General features: G+C 65.5%; 16 protein-coding genes and 3 pseudogenes. 15 read left to right on the top strand and 4 right to left on the bottom strand.

Going from position 1 to position 16,257, the window contains the following annotated elements; all coding sequences use genetic code 11:
- Nucleotides 1-103 precede the first annotated feature (103 nt).
- From ACV7NQ_RS36120 to ACV7NQ_RS36145, 6 genes are all read left to right on the top strand, one after another.
- Nucleotides 104-1,585 carry a class I adenylate-forming enzyme family protein gene (locus ACV7NQ_RS36120; RefSeq protein WP_463363655.1) on the top strand — a complete coding sequence of 494 codons (1,482 nt, stop codon included), beginning with the start codon at nt 104-106 and terminating at the stop codon, nt 1,583-1,585.
- Between the two features lie 89 nt (nt 1,586-1,674).
- Complete coding sequence (locus ACV7NQ_RS36125) at nt 1,675-3,519, top strand: DUF3556 domain-containing protein (RefSeq protein WP_463365953.1); 1,845 nt, start codon at nt 1,675-1,677, stop codon at nt 3,517-3,519.
- Nucleotides 3,516-4,949 carry a phytoene desaturase family protein gene (locus ACV7NQ_RS36130; RefSeq protein WP_463363656.1) on the top strand — a complete coding sequence of 478 codons (1,434 nt, stop codon included), beginning with the start codon at nt 3,516-3,518 and terminating at the stop codon, nt 4,947-4,949. The genes ACV7NQ_RS36125 and ACV7NQ_RS36130 overlap by 4 nt, the downstream gene beginning before the upstream one ends.
- Nucleotides 4,949-6,268: a PucR family transcriptional regulator gene (locus tag ACV7NQ_RS36135; RefSeq protein WP_463363657.1), complete on the top strand. Its 1,320-nt coding sequence runs from the start codon at nt 4,949-4,951 to the stop codon at nt 6,266-6,268. Before ACV7NQ_RS36130 ends, ACV7NQ_RS36135 begins: the two co-directional genes overlap by 1 nt.
- Before the next feature lie 100 nt (nt 6,269-6,368).
- Nucleotides 6,369-6,860 (top strand): response regulator transcription factor, encoded by a 492-nt coding sequence (locus tag ACV7NQ_RS36140; protein WP_463363658.1) that lies wholly within the window; start codon nt 6,369-6,371, stop codon nt 6,858-6,860.
- Complete coding sequence (locus ACV7NQ_RS36145; RefSeq protein ID WP_463363659.1) at nt 6,820-7,833, top strand: CE1 family esterase; 1,014 nt, start codon at nt 6,820-6,822, stop codon at nt 7,831-7,833. The genes ACV7NQ_RS36140 and ACV7NQ_RS36145 overlap by 41 nt, the downstream gene beginning before the upstream one ends.
- 125 nt (nt 7,834-7,958) lie before the next feature.
- On the opposite strand, the pseudogene ACV7NQ_RS36150 reads toward ACV7NQ_RS36145, so the two are convergent.
- Nucleotides 7,959-8,211, bottom strand: a pseudogene (locus ACV7NQ_RS36150) (DUF4235 domain-containing protein).
- Complete coding sequence (locus tag ACV7NQ_RS36155; protein ID WP_463363660.1) at nt 8,208-8,729, bottom strand: DUF3618 domain-containing protein; 522 nt, start codon at nt 8,727-8,729, stop codon at nt 8,208-8,210. The pseudogene ACV7NQ_RS36150 and the gene ACV7NQ_RS36155 overlap by 4 nt, the downstream one beginning before the upstream one ends.
- A 69-nt stretch (nt 8,730-8,798) precedes the next feature.
- On the opposite strand from ACV7NQ_RS36155, the gene ACV7NQ_RS36160 reads away from it, so the two are divergent.
- From ACV7NQ_RS36160 to ACV7NQ_RS36180, 5 genes and pseudogenes are all read left to right on the top strand, one after another.
- Nucleotides 8,799-9,248 (top strand): hypothetical protein, encoded by a 450-nt coding sequence (locus ACV7NQ_RS36160; RefSeq protein WP_463363661.1) that lies wholly within the window; start codon nt 8,799-8,801, stop codon nt 9,246-9,248.
- A 23-nt stretch (nt 9,249-9,271) separates the two neighbouring features.
- Nucleotides 9,272-9,649: pseudogene (locus ACV7NQ_RS36165) on the top strand (thiolase C-terminal domain-containing protein); the annotation flags it as partial.
- A gap of 114 nt (nt 9,650-9,763) precedes the next feature.
- Nucleotides 9,764-10,942, top strand: a complete 1,179-nt coding sequence (gene xylA, locus ACV7NQ_RS36170; RefSeq protein WP_463363662.1) for a xylose isomerase — start codon at nt 9,764-9,766, stop codon at nt 10,940-10,942.
- Between the two features lie 24 nt (nt 10,943-10,966).
- A complete protein-coding gene (locus ACV7NQ_RS36175; protein ID WP_463363663.1) occupies nt 10,967-11,242 on the top strand; it encodes an NAD(P)-dependent oxidoreductase in 276 nt (91 codons plus the stop codon).
- A gap of 327 nt (nt 11,243-11,569) precedes the next feature.
- Nucleotides 11,570-11,908: an SAM-dependent methyltransferase gene (locus ACV7NQ_RS36180; RefSeq protein ID WP_463365954.1), complete on the top strand. Its 339-nt coding sequence runs from the start codon at nt 11,570-11,572 to the stop codon at nt 11,906-11,908.
- 156 nt (nt 11,909-12,064) lie between these two features.
- Here the strand turns inward: ACV7NQ_RS36180 and ACV7NQ_RS36185 are convergent, their stop codons facing one another.
- A complete protein-coding gene (locus ACV7NQ_RS36185) occupies nt 12,065-12,514 on the bottom strand; it encodes an aggregation-promoting factor C-terminal-like domain-containing protein (protein ID WP_463363664.1) in 450 nt (149 codons plus the stop codon).
- 211 nt (nt 12,515-12,725) lie between these two features.
- Here ACV7NQ_RS36185 and ACV7NQ_RS36190 point away from each other — a divergent pair.
- Together ACV7NQ_RS36190 and ACV7NQ_RS36195 are read left to right on the top strand one after the other, a co-directional pair.
- Nucleotides 12,726-13,476 (top strand): annotated as a pseudogene (locus ACV7NQ_RS36190) (Gfo/Idh/MocA family protein); the annotation flags it as partial.
- Nucleotides 13,477-14,377: 901 nt separating this feature from the next.
- The gene (locus ACV7NQ_RS36195) at nt 14,378-14,869 is read left to right on the top strand and encodes a MarR family transcriptional regulator (protein WP_463363665.1); all 492 of its coding nucleotides are present in this window, start codon (nt 14,378-14,380) and stop codon (nt 14,867-14,869) included.
- A gap of 104 nt (nt 14,870-14,973) precedes the next feature.
- On the opposite strand, the gene ACV7NQ_RS36200 is transcribed toward ACV7NQ_RS36195, so the two are convergent.
- Nucleotides 14,974-15,357 carry an ATP-binding protein gene (locus tag ACV7NQ_RS36200; protein WP_463365955.1) on the bottom strand — a complete coding sequence of 128 codons (384 nt, stop codon included), beginning with the start codon at nt 15,355-15,357 and terminating at the stop codon, nt 14,974-14,976.
- 202 nt (nt 15,358-15,559) lie between these two features.
- On the opposite strand from ACV7NQ_RS36200, the gene ACV7NQ_RS36205 reads away from it, so the two are divergent.
- Nucleotides 15,560-15,889, top strand: a complete 330-nt coding sequence (locus ACV7NQ_RS36205; protein ID WP_463363666.1) for a zinc-binding dehydrogenase — start codon at nt 15,560-15,562, stop codon at nt 15,887-15,889.
- Nucleotides 15,877-16,164: a hypothetical protein gene (locus ACV7NQ_RS36210; protein WP_463363667.1), complete on the top strand. Its 288-nt coding sequence runs from the start codon at nt 15,877-15,879 to the stop codon at nt 16,162-16,164. Before ACV7NQ_RS36205 ends, ACV7NQ_RS36210 begins: the two co-directional genes overlap by 13 nt.
- The last annotated feature ends 93 nt before the right edge of the window (nt 16,165-16,257 follow it).

Genomic DNA, 16,257 nt, shown 5'->3' on the forward strand with positions numbered 1-16,257 from the left:
GATGCACAATGCGCATCGGGAAGTGTGTCCTGCCAGGCCGTTTCCAGCCCCATAGCCCGCTATTAGTGTCGTGTCACACACGACAGAAAAGGTGATTCGGGTCATGGATGGAGCGATCAGGTACTTGGCGTGGCGGCGAGGTGCCGAGCTGGGGGAGGCGGTGTGCCTTTGCGACGAGGTCATCGAGTTGACGTACGCCGAATTCGCTTACCGGGTGGACGCGTTCGCGGCCAGGTTGGCTGCGGCAGGGGTCGGCGTCGGCGATGTCGTAGCGATCATGCTGCCGAATCGGGTCGAGCTGCTGGTTGCGATGATGGCCGCGTGGCGCGTGAGTGCAGTTGCGACTCTGGTCAATCCGGCGTTCACCGAACAGGAGGCGTCCTACCAGATCGATGACGCGAACGCGGTGCTCGTAGTCAACGAGGGCCCGCTCGCGCCGTCGGCGGGCCGACCAGCCATCGCGGCGTCGGCGACAATGCACGCCGAACCTGTCGACTGGACGCCACCCGCGGATCCGCGTCGGGAGGATGTCGCTCTGCTGATCTACACCTCCGGCTCCACCGGCCGTCCGAAGGGTGTCGAGCTGACGCACGGGAACCTGCAGTACATGGCCTCGGCGATGGTCGAGCACTTCTCGTTGACGAGTGCGGATCATTGCATGCTGATCCTGCCGCTGTTCCACGTCAACGCCATCTGCGTGAGCTTCCTCGCGCCGGTTCTCGCCGGTGGCCAGCTCAGTATCACCGGGCGCTTCTCTGCCAGCCGGTTCTTCGGTGACGTCGCGCGGTTGCGGCCCACCTACTTCTCGGCGGTGCCGACCATCTACGCGGTGCTGGCCGCGCAGCCCGACGAGGTCGTCACCGACACGTCGTCGGTGCGGTTCGCGGTCTGCGGGGCGGCGCCGATCTCGAAAGAGTTGCTGGGCCGGGTCGAGGATCGGTTCGGTTGGGCGGTCGTCGAAGGCTACGGACTCACCGAGGGCACCTGCGCGTCGGCGTGCAATCCCGTCGCGGGTGTCCGCAAGCCCGGCACGGTCGGCCCCGCACTGCCGGGACAGACCGTAGCGATTCTCGATGACAACGGCGAATTCCTGCCCGCAGGATCTCTCGGAGAGGTGGCGATCAAAGGTCCGAATGTCATGCGCGGCTACCTGAATCGACCGGACGAAAACGTTCGGACCGTTGTCGACGGTTGGCTACGCACCGGAGATATCGGATTTCTCGACCGCGACGGCTATCTGACGCTGGTCGACCGCATCAAGGATATGATCATCCGCGGCGGCGAGAACATCTATCCGAAGGAAATCGAGAACGCGCTCGCCGGTGATCCGGCGGTGTTGGAAGCCGCGGTGATCGGCATCCCCGACGAAATGCAAGGCGAGGTCCCGGTCGCCTATGTATTGACCTATCCCGACGTCACCGTGACCGCGGTCGAGTTGCTTGCGTACCTGCGCACCCAGGTAACGAAAGCCAAGCTGCCCGTGGCGATCCATCTCATGGACGATCTTCCGCGTAACCCCGTCGGCAAGATCGACAAACCGGGCCTGCGCCGGATCGGCCGCCCGGAAGTGGCTTCCGCGACGTAGGTTTCGCGGACCGAACAACCGTATCCGTTGCCTCGGAACGCATTTCGAGGTCTATCAGTCATGCCCGCGTGAGCGTCGAGGAGGACATCATGGGCTTCAAAGAAGGGGATTTCCCCGCGGTCGACCCGGCCACTTTTCTGCAGCGGCCATTTCGGGACCGGTTGCGAGCCATGTCGACTCATTGGGCCGACTACGGGTTCGGCACTCCGAAAATGGTGCACACCGTCTACATTCTCAAACTGCTGGTCCTCTATATCGGTGCAGGCGTATCGATCTCGACGCTGACATCAGGATTCGGCCCGCTCGCGGTCGGCGAGTGGTGGCACGAGCCGATCATCTACCAGAAGCTCGTCCTGTGGACGGTACTACTCGAGATGATCGGGCTGGCCGGGTCGTGGGGTCCCCTTGCGGGACATTTCAAGCCGATGACCGGTGGCATTCGGTACTGGTTGCGGCCCGGGACTATTCGGCTCCCACCGTGGCCGGACCGGGTCCCCGGCACCGCCGGAGATACCCGACAGCTGTTCGATGTCGTTGTCTACGCGGCAATTCTGGTGAACCTCGCGATCGCGGTCGCACTGCCGGGTGTGCATACCACATCGGTCGACACCGCATTAGGAGCCGATAACAGCGGAATCGTGCGGCCGGCGCTGATGTTTCCGCTGATCGCTCTGCTGGTGGTCATCGGATTGCGCGACAAGGTGGTGTTCATCGCCGCGCGCAGCGAACAGTATCTGCCGGCGATGGTGTTCTTCGGGTTCCTGCCGTTCGTGGACATGATCGTCGCGCTCAAGCTGCTGATCGTGACCGTGTGGATCGGCGCAGGTATCTCCAAGATCGGTCACCATTTTTCGATGGTGGTACCACCGATGATCAGCAATACCCCATGGATAACGTCGAGAACCGTGAAGCGGCTGCTGTACCGCGACTACCCCGAGGATTTGCGCCCGTCGGTGGTCGCAGGTGGGGTGGCACACGTGCTGGGCACTCTGGTCGAGGTGATGATCCCGCTGGTGTTGCTGTTTTCCACCAATCCGATCATCACAGCGCTGGGAATCGCCTCGATGGTGGCGTTCCACCTGTTCATCCTGTCGACCTTCCCGCTCGCGGTGCCGCTGGAGTGGAATCTGCTCTTCGCATACGCGGCGGTATTCCTGTTCGCCGGATTCCCGAATCAGAGCGGCTACAGCGTGCTCGATATGTCCTCGCCGTGGCTGACGCCGGCCATCGTGGCGGCGCTGGTGTTCTTCCCGATACTGGGCAACCTGCGCCCGGACCTGGTGTCGTTCCTGCCGTCGATGCGGCAGTACGCCGGTAACTGGGCTTCGGCCACGTGGGCTTTCGCTCCCGGTACCGAGGAGAAGCTGGACCGGTTTATCCGGCGACCGGCGACGAACACCCGCACCCAACTGTGCGCGACCTACCCACCCGAGGTCGCCGACGTGATCATGCACCAGCTGTTGGGCTGGCGGTCGATGCACTCCCAGGGCCGCGCCTTGTTCTCGCTGATGATCAATCACCTCGGCGAGGACATCGAGCGCTACGACCTGCGGGAGGCCGAATTCGCTTGCAACTCGATCGTGGCGTTCAACTTCGGCGACGGCCATCTGCACGACGAACGCCTCATCGCGGCGATCCAGAAGCGCTGCAACTTCGCTCCCGGAGAGTTCCTGGTGGCGTGGATCGAGTCCCAACCCATCCACCGCCGGACCCAGCGCTACAAAGTGATCGACGCGGCGCTCGGGGTGATCGAGATCGGCACCTACAACGTCGCCGATGCGGTCGCCGAGCAACCGTGGCTGCCGAACGGCCCCATCCCGTTCGATGTGGAGTGGACACTGGATATCGACCCACGTCGGGCGATCACCGACCCCGGCCACGTTACGGAGCCGAAGATGCGCGAGACCCTGCCCACGACCGAGGCGCGGCCGTGACCACAGCAGTTGTCGTCGGCAGCGGGCCCAACGGGCTCGCTGCCGCGATCCACCTCGCTCGCAACGGACTCGACGTGCAACTGCTGGAGGCCGCGGACCGGATCGGCGGCGGCCTGCGCTCGACCAACAATCTGACGGTGCCGGGCGTAGTCCACGACCACTGCGCCGCCATCCATCCGATGGGCGTGGGCTCACCGTTCTTCGCCGAACTGGAGCTGGAGCGGTTCGGACTGGTGTGGCGGTGGCCGGAGATCGACTGCGCCCACCCGATCGACGGCGGCGAGGCCGGTCTGCTCTACCGGTCACTCGACTCGACAGCCGCAGGTCTCGGTGTGGACGGAGCGCGGTGGCGAGCGCTGTTCGCCGGGTTGGTCGATAGCTACGAACTGCTGGCGGCCGACCTCATGCGGCCGATCGTGAACGTGCCGAAACACCCGCTACGGCTTGCCGCCTTCGGGCCGAAGGCGCTGGCGCCGGCGACCATCGCAGCCAAGCTGTTTCGTACCGGCCGCGGCCGCGCGTTGTTCGGCGGCATCGCGGCGCACGCCTACACCCGGCTGGATCGACCCGCCACCTCGGCGGTCGGGTTGATGATCGCCGCGGCCGGGCACCGGTACGGGTGGCCGGTCGCCGCAGGCGGATCCCAAGCCATCGCCGACGTACTGGAAACGATGCTGCGCGACTGCGGCGGAAAGATAGACACCGGTGTCCCGATCCGCACGGCCGCCGACATTCCGCCCGCCGACATCGTCCTGCTGGACGTGTCGCCGCGTGCTGCCCTCGACATCTACGGTGACCGGGTGCCCGGACGAATCACGCGGGCGTTCGACAACTTTCGGCACGGCCCCGCCGCATTCAAGGTCGACTTCGCCGTCGACGGTCACGTGCCCTGGACCAACCCCGCCTGCGGTCGGGCCGGAACCCTGCATCTCGGCGGGTCCTTCGCCGAAATCGCCGCCGCGGAACGGGAAGTCACGCTCGGGCGGATGCCGGAGCGACCGTTCGTACTGGTCGGACAGCAGTATGTCGCCGACCCCAGCCGCTCGGCCGCGGGTATCAACCCGATCTACGCGTATGCGCATGTGCCGCACGGCTATTCCGGCGATGCCGCCGAGGCGGTGATCGGGCAGATCGAACGGTTCGCACCCGGATTCCGCGATCGGATCGTCGCCTCGGTCGCCACGGGACCGGCAGAGTTGGCCGCGGCGAACGCGAACAACGCCGGTGGCGACATCATCGGGGGTGCCAACGCCGGTCTGCAAATCGTGGCGCGACCGCGCCTTGGCCTGGATCCGTACCGCATAGGGGTCCCCGGAGTGTACCTATGCTCATCCTCAACACCACCGGGTGCGGGGGCACACGGAATGTGCGGCTACAACGCGGCCGAATCCGCGTTGCGGTACCTGCGCCGCCAAGGGAAGGAGACCTGATGTCCGCACCCGCAGGCGCGTCCGATCCACGGCGTCTGTCCAGAGTTCCGGCGATGGCCGACGGCAAAGTCGTCGCGGTGGTGGCCGATATCGCCCACTCGCTGCGCGCCCGCGAAGCCGACATCACGCGCAGCATGAGCGCCCTGCTCGCCCGTGAGATCGATCATCTCGACGACGACCCGCAGTTGGTCGGCATGCTCGAGGCCAGCGTGCACGGCAACATCGCCACCATTCTGCACGTCCTCGCCAACGACATCCCGGTCGATCACCTCCAACCCACCACGGCCGCAGTCGAATACGCGCTGCGGCTGGCACAGCGCGAGGTGCCGTCGAATTCGCTGGTCCGCGCCTATCACATGGGCCAGAACGACATGATGCGGATCTGCTACGAGGAACTACACCGGCGCGAATTACCTGCGCCACTGGCTCTTTCGGTGATCAAGCACCTCTCCGATGTCATCTACAGCTACATCGACTGGATCACCCTCTACGTCTTCGACGCCTACGAAGCCGAGCGTGGGCGATGGATGAACGCTCGCGGCAGCGTGCACTCGTCCACTATCCACGCGCTGCTCGCCTCGGATACCCCCGACACCACCGCCTTCGAGAGCGAGACGCGATACCGTCTCGATCAAACGCACCTGGCGTTGATCCTGTGGCACACCGGCGCCGACCACCCGAGCACGCTTACCGTCCTCGATAATCACGCGCGGAGCATCGCGCGCGCGTTGACAACCGACACCGCGCCCATCATCACCGCCATCGACCGGCGCACCGCCTGGGCCTGGCTCCCCTTCGGCCGACGCCGAACCGGCCTCGACACCGCCGATCTCGACAAGGTCGAACTCGATGCCGGGGTGCGCATCGCCGTCGGGCTACCCGGCAACGGCCTCAACGGGTTCCGCCGCTCGCACCAGCAGGCGGCAGCGGCGTATTTTGTGGCGACCGTCCCCGGCTCTCCGTCAGCACGCCCGATTGTCGGCTTCGGTGATCCAGGAGTAGCGGTGGTCTCGCTGCTCGCCAAAGACCTCGATTCCACCCGCGCCTGGGTTCACGAGGTCCTCGGCGAACTCGCCCAGAACACCGAGCAGGCCGCCGTCCTGCGGGAAACGCTGAGCACCTACTACGCCACCGGCGAAAGCCACGTCCACACCGCCCAGCAACTCACGTTGCATCGCAACACGGTTAAATACCGAATCAACAAGGCCCTCAACGCCACTCGTAGCGGCGGCGGCAACCATCGCGACAAACTCGACATCGCGTTGGCACTGCAGGTCTGCCGCTTCCTCGGCGCGAGCGTCGTGCGTCCAGCAACCTGACACGCCCCGGCCGCTGACAGTCTTTCGGCATATGCACCGGTCGAGAACTGTGGACTCGACTACGCCTGAACCCGTCGACGCTCGGCATCGTCCACCGTCAATGCGTCGCTGGCAATCGCGGCGAGTAAATCGCTACTGCGCGATCCGGACCGGCAACGGCGCCGTGACGCACTGCTCGACGAACTTACCGACCGAACGAGCCGTCTTCGCACAGCTCGTCGCCGGTCGCTCCAACCGTGAGACCGCCACCGACCTGCACGTCTCCGAGGGAGCCGTCAAGATCCACGTCGGCCGCGTCCTGGCAGAACTCGACCTGCGCGACCGCGTCCAAGCGGTCGTCCTCGCCGACGAATCCGGCCTCATCACCCCGGGCAGATCAAGCGTGCGCCGGGAGGTTCGCCAATGCGGTGCCTATGCCCGACCCGGGCATGTATATACCTCTCATGTTCAAGAATTCGGTTTCCGCATCGCCGGAAACGGCTCGGCCGGTTATCCGTGCTGCCGAGGATCGGCTGTTGAGAAGCGGGCTACGGCGTGTCGCGTGTACCGCCATGGCGGCCGTTGCCGTTGCCGCGGCTCTCACGGCGGGTAACGATGCCGCGCGAGCAGACGAACCGGCAGCACACTCGACCGATCCGGTCGCATCGGCGGGTTGCCGTGCGCTGGCGGTTGCGCCGGGTGAATCGACGCTGAAGTTCTCATCGGTCGGCAAGTCCAGCACCTACATCCAGGATGTTCCCGCCGCAGCACCAGGTCCGCTGCCGGTCGTGTTCGACCTGCACGGCTATCTCGAGCCGGCCGCACTCGAGCATTCCGGAACCGGCATCAGCCAGCTCGGCACCAGTCACGGGTTTGTGACGATCACCCCGCAGCTCGACGAACCAGGTTGGCCGAGATGGGATTTCGGTGAGGGCAGCGGTGACGTCGCGCACCTGTCGGAGCTGATCTCGGATGTCGAATCATCGCTGTGCATCGACGAACGGCGCGTCTACGTCATCGGCCTTTCGATGGGGGGCTTCACCACCTCATCACTCGCATGTCAACTCTCGGACCGGATCGCGGCCGTGGCGCCGGTGGCCGGTCTGCAGGACTTCTCGTGGTGTCATCCGACGCGACCCGTGCCCGTCGTCGCGTTCCACGGCACTGCGGACCCAATCGTCGCCTACACCGGTGGCCAGGGCCCGAACGCTCAATTCCTGCCGAAGCCGAACGGCTCGGGCTCGGCCGCCGGTCAGGAACTCGCGACCGGGCCGTCCGGGATCGACGGGCCGGGACCGCAGAGCATCCCGGCTCGAGCCGCCGCGTGGGCGCAACGCAACGGATGCGGACCCGAACCGGCACAGCAACAGATCGCTGCCGACGTGACCCTGCTGAGGTACCCGTGCCCCGCCGACAGCGCTGTCGAGCTCTACTCGATCATCGGCGGCGGCCACACTTGGCCGGGCAATCCGTCCGCGGTTTCTCCCGAGCTACTGGTCGGCAGCACCACCACATCAATCAGCGCCAACCAGATCATCTGGGACTTCTTCCAGGCCCATCCGCTCAAAGGCCCCATTCGGCCATGATCGACGTGGCCGTGCGAATGTCACCCCAACCAGATGGTCAAGCCGCCGTGCCGGGGAGTGCCGACAGTCCACTGCTCGAACTCCGGCCGATGTTGTAGCAAGCCGCGCCACTGCGGACGCTGCGGTCATTCGCTGGGCCAGGTTCCCGTCAGTGATTCGTACCCGGCCGCGCCCGCTCGGTCGACGGCGGCGTTGACCAGGCCGAAAACGGCTCCCTGCAGTGCCGCGGCCAGCAGGACCTCGCGCCAGCTGTAGTCCTTCGCGGTCGCGCTCGGCGCTTCGTCCTAGCGAGGTCCATACCCGGGTGAAAACTGCGTTGGCCGCGAGCTCGCCGAGGACACCGATGATCAATCCGAGCGGCCGGTACAGCGCCTTCACGACCGTCGCCGAAGGACGCGCCAGACCACCAAGGCCGCGACGACGGCGGCAGCGGCGACAGACACTGGGTTATCGCGAACCAACTCCGTCGCACGTTTGCTCTGCCGTACGACCGGTTCGGGCGCTGCCGCCTCGGCCTTGTCGGCCAACTGCCTGGCCCGCGCCTTGGTCTGATCGGCCGAATCGTCGGTTTTCACCTTCACCCGACCAGCCGTATCTCCAGCCTTCGCCTTCAACCGCTCGGCCTTCTCCTCGGCCACCGCCTTCAGTTGCTCGGCGCTCGTCGTGGCTTTCTGCTTCGCCTCGGCCGCCTTCTGCTGGACCGCCTCGCCGGTTTCGTGCACCTTCTCCTTGGTTCGCGCCGGCACGTCCAGTTTGTCGGTCAGCTCCGAAACAGTCTGCCCGAGTTCTTCTCTGGTGTTCTCCAGGTTCTGCCGCAGTGCCTCCGACTCGTTGACCGTCCCGCGACGGCCGGGCTGTGGTCCCGTTTGAATCGCGTGGCGGCCAGCGGTGTTCATGAGCACGGAGTACGCGAGCCCGCGCCGTCGACCAGGGGTCGTAGAGCCATCCTCGCCGCGTTGGGAGAGATGCGGGGATGGGTGGGGTGGAAGAGGAAGACTGAGGGGGTGACGGATGACAGGGTTCAGCTGATTGTGGTGGATGCCGCTAATGTCGTCGGCTCGAGGCCTGATGGTTGGTGGCGCGATCGTGCTGGTGCGACCCGACGATTGCTCGCGAAGCTGTCCAGATCGAGAGAGAGTCTGGAGCAGCCGGCCGAGGTGGTTGTGGTGCTCGAGGGCGCGGCGAAGGCCGCGGTCGCCGGTGCGACGAATTCGGAATTCGACGGCCTGCGCGTGGTGCTGGCGGACGGTTCGGGAGATGACGCGATCGTTGACGTGGTGGCAGTGGCCGCCGAGGAGGACAGTCACCGGTCGATCACCGTCGTGACGTCTGATCGCGGACTCCGCGACCGAGTGGAGGCGCTCGGGGCCGGCACCGTCGGTCCTCGCTGGCTCCTGGACCGAATCGAGTCGTAGCGGCCCTGGCCGGTCGCCGACAAGGCCTGGATTCGGTGATGCACCAGCACAAGCGGGACATGACGACCTTCCCGGCAACTGTCCGGGCCGCCAAACAAGCCTTCGCCATGGCCGGTCTGACGCCGTCGGATGTGGACGTCGCCGAGGTCCACGATTTCTTCACCGGCATCGAGCACCTCGGCTTCGCCGATCGCTTCGAGGGCTACGAGCTGCTCGAGGCGGGTGTCACCAGTGTCGGCGGAGCGCTGCCGGTGAACCCGAGTGGCGGGCTGAAGGCCAAGGGTCATCCGCCGGGGGCGACCGGTGTGGCCCAGTGTGTCGAGTTGTTCGAGCAGTTGCGCGGCACCGCCGTCAATCAGGTCGACGGGGCCCGAATCGGATTGGCGCCCTCGGTGAGGTGATCGATTAGTGGCGCGTGCGGGCCAGGACCGCGCCACCATGGACGGCGAGGATCATCACCTCGGTGAGCGCGGCGAAGGCCGGACTCACACCCATCTACCGAGCGAGGAACCACAGTGAGCGACAACGATTTCACCCCCGTCCCGGACGACCACTTCACCTTCGGCCTGTGGACCGTCGGCTGGCAGGGTCGCGACCCGTTCGGCGACGCCACCCGCCCCGCGCTGGACCCGGTCGAGTCCGTGCATCGGCTAGCCGAACTCGGCGCCTACGGTGTCACGTTTCACGACGACGATCTGATTCCCTTCGGCGCCGACGACGCCGAACGCGAACACCGCGTCGGACGTTTCCGGGCCGCTCTGGACGCCACCGGCATGCGGGTGCCGATGGCCACCACGAATCTGTTCACCCATCCGGTATTCAAGGATGGCGCGTTCACCGCCAACGACCGCGACATCCGCCGCTTCGCGATCCGCAAAACAATGCGCAACATAGATCTGGCTGTAGCGCTGGGCGCGCAGATCTACGTCGCATGGGGCGGTCGTGAGGGCACGGAATCCGGAGCGGCCAAAGATATCCGGGCAGCGCTGGACCGGCTGAAGGAGGCATTCGACTTTCTCGCCGACTATGTCCTGTCCCAGGGATACGACCTGAAGTTCGCCATCGAACCCAAACCCAACGAACCGCGCGGCGACATCCTGCTGCCGACCGTCGGTCACGCGCTCGCCTTCATCGAAAGGCTCCAACACTCCGAGCTTTTCGGTGTCAACCCGGAGGTGGGCCACGAGCAGATGGCGGGATTGAACTTCACGCACGGTGTCGCCCAGGCGCTGTGGGCCGGCAAGCTGTTCCACATCGACCTCAACGGTCAGTCCGGTATCAAGTACGACCAGGACCTGCGGTTCGGCGCCGGCGATGTGCGCCAGGCCTTCTGGCTGGTCGATTTGCTCGAGTCCGCGGGGTACACCGGCCCGCGTCACTTCGACTTCAAACCCCCGCGCACCGAGGACTTCGACGGTGTGTGGGCCGCCGCGTTGGGCTGCATGCGCAATTACCTCATCCTCAAATCCCGCGCGGCCGCGTTCCGTGCGGATCCGGAAGTGCAGGAGGCGCTGCGAATCTCGCGTCTCGACCGACTGACCGAGGCGACATTGAACGCGGGTGAGAAACCGGCCGATCTGCTCGCCGACCGGTCGGCCTTCGAGGAGTTCGACGTCGAGGCGGCCGCCGCGCGGGGCATGGCGTTCGAACGCCTCGACCAGTTGGCCATGGACCATCTGCTCGGCGTCCGCTGAACGCTGCCCGATAATTACCTGATCGTGTGCTGCCCGCTGACCGAAGCCACCCGCGGCATGATCGGGAAGGCAGAGCTCGCAGCGATGCCGCGGGGCGGGTATGTGGTGAATGTGGTTCGCGGGCCGGTTGTCGATGGTTCCGCGTTGCTCGCGGCGCTGCGCGACAACCATCTCGCAGGCGCTGGATTGGATGTGGCGCGGGCGGAACCGATCGACCCGGACGACGGGATTCACCGAGAACGTCGGCATCACTCGGCACATCGGCGGCGTTGCCCACGAGTCCTATGCCTCGATCGCTGACGCCTCTGCCTCCAGTGCCGCACGCCTGTGCGATTCGACGCCGTAGTGAATTGCGCCGACTGTGGCAGCGCGGCCTGCAGGTATGTTTCCGTCCGGTACCACGAAGGCCCGGTCCACCAGGCCCGGGCCTTTGCGTATCGCAACGATGTTGCGGTGTCACGCTTTTCGCGCTGGCGGACGGCCGCGACTAGAGTGCCGGAGATCGCGCTGAGCCCGGGCCAACCGGGCGTTTCTGCACCGCGCGGTCACCGATCTGCTCGACGCCTGCATCGATCAGGCAGCTAGCTGGCACTGTCACACCTGACCGACGAAGGTCCGGACGAACTCATCGCCCACTTCCTCAGCGTCACTCGCGACGTCACTACCCGCGGCGACCGCCTCCGCACGAGCGCCGAGATCCTGGCGCTCTTCGACGGCCTCACCCTCGTCGAGCCGGGGCTGGTCCACCGCCAGGACTGGCGCCCCGACCCCGGACCGGTGCAGAACTGCTCCGGCCAGCTGGTCATCTGCGCCGCCGCCCATGATCAGCACCACAGGCGGCATTTCGGCGTCGCCGAAGCATTCGTAGGCCACCTCGATCCCCCCGACGGGCCGACGTCGAACGCCTTTTCCTCAGTCATTTGTCCGCGTCTTCTCGGTGCCGGTTTTCAGGCTCGGTCGGCCTGAATGTTGTGCTGTGTGAGACCATTTCCTTGTGCCGCTACGGCTCAGACCTGCGATTATCGACCCTTGCCATGGGCTTGCCGCAAGGGTGCCTAGGCGGTATATGTTTGAAGGGGGAAATGATTCGGCGGGTACACGCTGAAGCTTCGATTGCGACGATCAGTACCAGTGATGTTCTTGCCAGAACTCCCAAGCGTTGTCGGGGCTGCCGTAGCGCTCGTTCATGTAGTCGTAGGTCCAGCGAATCTGAGTCAGCGGGTTGAATCGCCAGTCGGCTCCGTGGCTGGCCATCTTCTCGGGCGGCAGGGCCTGGCCGATGCCGTAAGCGCCACTGCTCGGGTTGATGGCGAACACATCCCAACTGCTCTCGCGCGTGACGATGTTGTCGAATGTCCGGAAATGGTGCGGCGGCACGACGATCATCGCCAAAGCCTTGGTGCCAAGACGGAGGAGTGAGAGCGAGGACCCGGAGGTCTCCGTCTCGACGGAGCCCGACGGCATCGGCTGTGCGACGGTGTCATCGGAGTCCGCGGCCGCGGCATTAGCAGGACTGACACCGAAGCACAGCACACAGACGGCTGCTGCGACGACAGGGATGACATGCGGCATTGCGACTTGCTCCCTTCAGGTCGAGACGATCAACCGATTGCATCGGTTGCTGCTGGAATGGTTCCTGGGTGGAGCGGAAGAAATTGCCGGCCGCGACGATCAAACCACGCGTTCCGCTCGGCAAGCCTCAAGCCCCGTTGGCGAGTTCGATCCGGTCTCTCCGCGGACCGATACCGCTCCGGATAAGGCCGTCGGTGTTAATGTCCTTGCCGTGACCGAAGCCGTAAAAGTACCGCTGCGGATCGGCATCCTGGGTGCTGCACGCATCGCACCATCAGCTCTTGTCAAACCTGCCGCGAAGAATCCCGATGTCGTGGCCGCACGCGATGCAGTGCGCGCGAATACTTTTGCGCGCAAGCACGGGATCGCGACGGCGTACCAGAGTTACGACGCGCTGATCGCCGCTCCGGATGTCGACGCCGTCTACAATCCATTGCCGAACGGTTTACCGGCCGGTGGACACGGGCGGCCCTTGCGGCTGAAAAAATGTGCTGTGCGAAATGCCGTTCACCGCCAACGCCGACGAGGCTCGCGAGATTGCTGAACTTGCGAAAGATTCGGACCGTGTGGTGATGGAGGCTTTCCATTACCGCTACCATTCGATGACCATGATGGCCGAGCAGATCATATCCTCGGGTGAATTGGGGAAGCTGATACGCGTGGAGACTTCGGTGTGTTTCCCGCTACCGATTTTCTCCGACATCCGATACGACTACTCGCTAGCCGGCGGCGCGACAATGGACGCAGGTTGCTACGCGGTCCACATGGCCCGTGTGTTGGGTGGCGAAAATCCGGAGGTCGTTTCGGCGCGGGCGAAATTGCACGATCCGCGGGTCGACCGGGCCATGACGGCTGAGCTGCGGTTCCCGGCCGGGCACACCGGTCGAGTGCGTTGCTCGATGTGGTCGTCGGATGTGCTGCGGATCAGTGCCCGGGTGGTGGGCGAACGCGGGCAGTTGCGGAGTTGAGCGGATGCGTCGGATGTATGGACGACGCGGCGCCGACAGGTTCATCGGAGGTCGGTCCCGGCAACCCGCCCACGCAGCGCCTGGCCTTGCTGGCGGATGCCTTGGCGCCGCCCTCATTGCGGGCGTCTGCCTGCACGCTGTGCGCTAGCTTGCTAGCGACCACGTAGCTCAATCTCTCGACGAAAAGGCGTGGTGGACAAGATCGTTCGGCGCCTCGCGGTGGCATCTGTTACGAGCTGAAGGGGTGTTCGCGCGGCGCTGCTGACGGCGCTCGGGTACGAAGTGACGCTGCTGGCTGGGGCGGTCTTCGCCTCGGACGGACCACCTCCGCGCGAGGCGCCCGCTTCGCAGCCTTTACCGCGGGTTCGGGAGGAGCGGTCTGATCCTGGTTGCACACGACAACGAGGAGCGGGCTCGCTATCCGAGAGGCGTGGCGGCCGGGTCGGTACAGGCTCATGCGGAGCCCGGTTCGGGCGGCGATGACACTGCGGCCAGTCCGGGTACCTGTTGGCCGGGTTGAGTGCTCGGTTGCCGTCGCGGCCGTCCGGTGTGGTGACCATCGCGACGGTGCCGGGCTCGCCCGCAAGCGGCACGAGAAGTCGTTGGCGCCCGACGGGGCCGCCGAGGGCATCGATCACCGTGCCGAGTTGCGGGTTCCGCGCCACGAGAGGGAACAGGTGGCCGCCCGACAGCGAGAAGCCCCAGGTCGCGATGGCCGCGTGGGTGGCGAACGCACGGGCGGCAGACACTGTCGCACTGACGCGAGGCCGAAGGTCGTCGACCGTCCGCCTGGTCGAGGTTCCGGTGGAGGAACGTCGGCCACGCCTTCCAGTCACGCCGAGCGAGCTGCGATACCATATGGAATCCATACAAACTGATGGGAAAGTAGTGCTGTATGAGTTCGGTAGCAGATAGGGCCGGGGCTCGGAGCCGGCGGCAGTTGACCGTTGCCGTCAAGGAGGCATTGCGCGACTTGAACATTCAGCTGTCGCTGCTCAACCGCAGGTTCGGCGGCCGTGTCGAACTCAGAGATGTCGATTGGACCTGCCTCGACCTCATCAATCGGCACGGGCCGCTGACCCCTACCGCGTTGGCGCGCCGTGCCGGGCTGCACCCGGCGACGCTCACGGGAATCCTCGATCGGCTGCAGAAGGGCGGCTGGATCGTGCGCGAGCGCGATCCCGAATCGGCGGACCGCCGTGCGGTCACCCTGCGGGCGGTGCGTGAACGCAATTCCGAGTTGTTTCAGGTGTTCTCGGGCATGAACAACAGGATGGACGAACTGTGCGATCGCTACTCCGAGGCCGAACTCGAGGTGATCGCCGACTTCCTGCGTCAGACCGGCACGGCTGGGCACGAGTCGGCCGAGGAATTGGCGGAAGGCTGAGCACCACATAGCCATCTTCCCGTCAAGGGTGTTCCGGCTGCTCACGGTGCCAGGATTCGCGCAGTTCACGCAGGCTGGGCGCCGGGCACCAGCTCGGGCATTGACTATTTCGCGGAGTGCGCGCCGGTCATGAGGGCTGCCAGGTCATCGGGTTCGAGGAACGACGGTGGTGGTGGCGGGCCCCAGGCGTAGAGGCCCTGTAAGCCGTGCAGGACTTGTGGGGACCACAGTTCGTCTTCGGGGATGGTGTCCATGTCGGAGCGCGCGATGGTCTTGGTCAACACCTTGTCGTCGGCGGCCTCGACGAGCTCGTTGACCAGCATTGTGGCCAGTGTGTATTTCACTCGGAAGCCGTGCATGGCTGCCTCGGTGCTCAGAGCGATGAGCGGGTGGGATTTGCCGGTGCCGGAGTCACCGATCAAGCGGAGCGGCAACCCTTTCCGGACCCAGTCGCCAGTAGCCAGGGTGTGAACGAGCGCCGGGTCGATGTTGGGGTGGCATCGAAGTCCAACGCCCGCAACGACTTATCCCGCGGGAATCCGGCCGCGCGAATGCGCACGGTGTACCGGGATGTCGTCCTCGGCCGGGTAGTAGCGCAGGTTGGTGCCCGCATATCGGCTGATCAGCCGTGCACTGGCCCATCCAGCTGCCCTAAGACGACCGGTCAGTTATGCCTTGACGGAAACTAAGATGACCGGTCAGATCGAAGTAGCGCCGCTGCTGTGTGCCGGACTGACGGTATTCAGCGCGCTCCGGCAGATCGACGGCGGTCCCGGCGCGCTGGTGGCCGTGCAGGGGATCGGTGGCCTCGGACATCTGGCGGTGCAGTACGCCGACAAGCTCGGGTTCCGCGTTGCCGCTATCGCTCGGGGCACCGAGAAGGCCGAGCTGGCAACGCAACTCGGTGCCGACCACTACATCGACAGTGCCGCCGAAGACCCGGCGAGGCGCTGCGGCGGCTCGGCAGGGCGGCCGCTGTCGTCGCGACCGCCGCGAGCGGTGCTTCGATGTCGCCGTTGATTCCCGGACTGGCGCCGCGTGGCCGGATGGTGGTCGTCGGTGCCGGCCCCGACCCGATCCAAGTGCAGACCATGGACCTGATCTTCGGCACCCGCACGGTCAGCGGAAGCCTGACCGGCAGTTCCATCGACAACGAGGACAACCTGCGGTTCGCCGAAGCCCGGAATGTTCGTCCGATGACCGAGGTCATGACGCTCGACCAGGCTCCCGCAGCCTACGAACGCATGATGGCCGGTCAGGCCCGTTTCCGTATCGTCCTGAAAGTAGAGGCATGACAAAATAACCGCGGCCACCGACGCCGAAACCGTGGCGCGGTTCGTCCTCAACGCATGGGAGGGGACGCTCATCTCGGCTCGAGCCGACCACTC

Source organism: Nocardia sp. Tas62D01 (assembly GCF_055232035.1).

Coding starts and splice junctions, on each gene's coding strand:
- ACV7NQ_RS36120 (WP_463363655.1), top strand. CDS start 104: ATGGATGGAGCGATCAGGTACTTGGCGTGGCGGCGAGGTGCCGAGCTG.
- ACV7NQ_RS36125 (WP_463365953.1), top strand. CDS start 1,675: ATGGGCTTCAAAGAAGGGGATTTCCCCGCGGTCGACCCGGCCACTTTT.
- ACV7NQ_RS36135 (WP_463363657.1), top strand. CDS start 4,949: ATGTCCGCACCCGCAGGCGCGTCCGATCCACGGCGTCTGTCCAGAGTT.
- ACV7NQ_RS36140 (WP_463363658.1), top strand. CDS start 6,369: ATGCGTCGCTGGCAATCGCGGCGAGTAAATCGCTACTGCGCGATCCGG.
- ACV7NQ_RS36145 (WP_463363659.1), top strand. CDS start 6,820: ATGGCGGCCGTTGCCGTTGCCGCGGCTCTCACGGCGGGTAACGATGCC.
- ACV7NQ_RS36155 (WP_463363660.1), bottom strand. CDS start 8,729: ATGAACACCGCTGGCCGCCACGCGATTCAAACGGGACCACAGCCCGGC.
- ACV7NQ_RS36160 (WP_463363661.1), top strand. CDS start 8,799: ATGCGGGGATGGGTGGGGTGGAAGAGGAAGACTGAGGGGGTGACGGAT.
- ACV7NQ_RS36185 (WP_463363664.1), bottom strand. CDS start 12,514: ATGCCGCATGTCATCCCTGTCGTCGCAGCAGCCGTCTGTGTGCTGTGC.
- ACV7NQ_RS36195 (WP_463363665.1), top strand. CDS start 14,378: ATGAGTTCGGTAGCAGATAGGGCCGGGGCTCGGAGCCGGCGGCAGTTG.
- ACV7NQ_RS36205 (WP_463363666.1), top strand. CDS start 15,560: ATGACCGGTCAGATCGAAGTAGCGCCGCTGCTGTGTGCCGGACTGACG.
- ACV7NQ_RS36210 (WP_463363667.1), top strand. CDS start 15,877: ATGTCGCCGTTGATTCCCGGACTGGCGCCGCGTGGCCGGATGGTGGTC.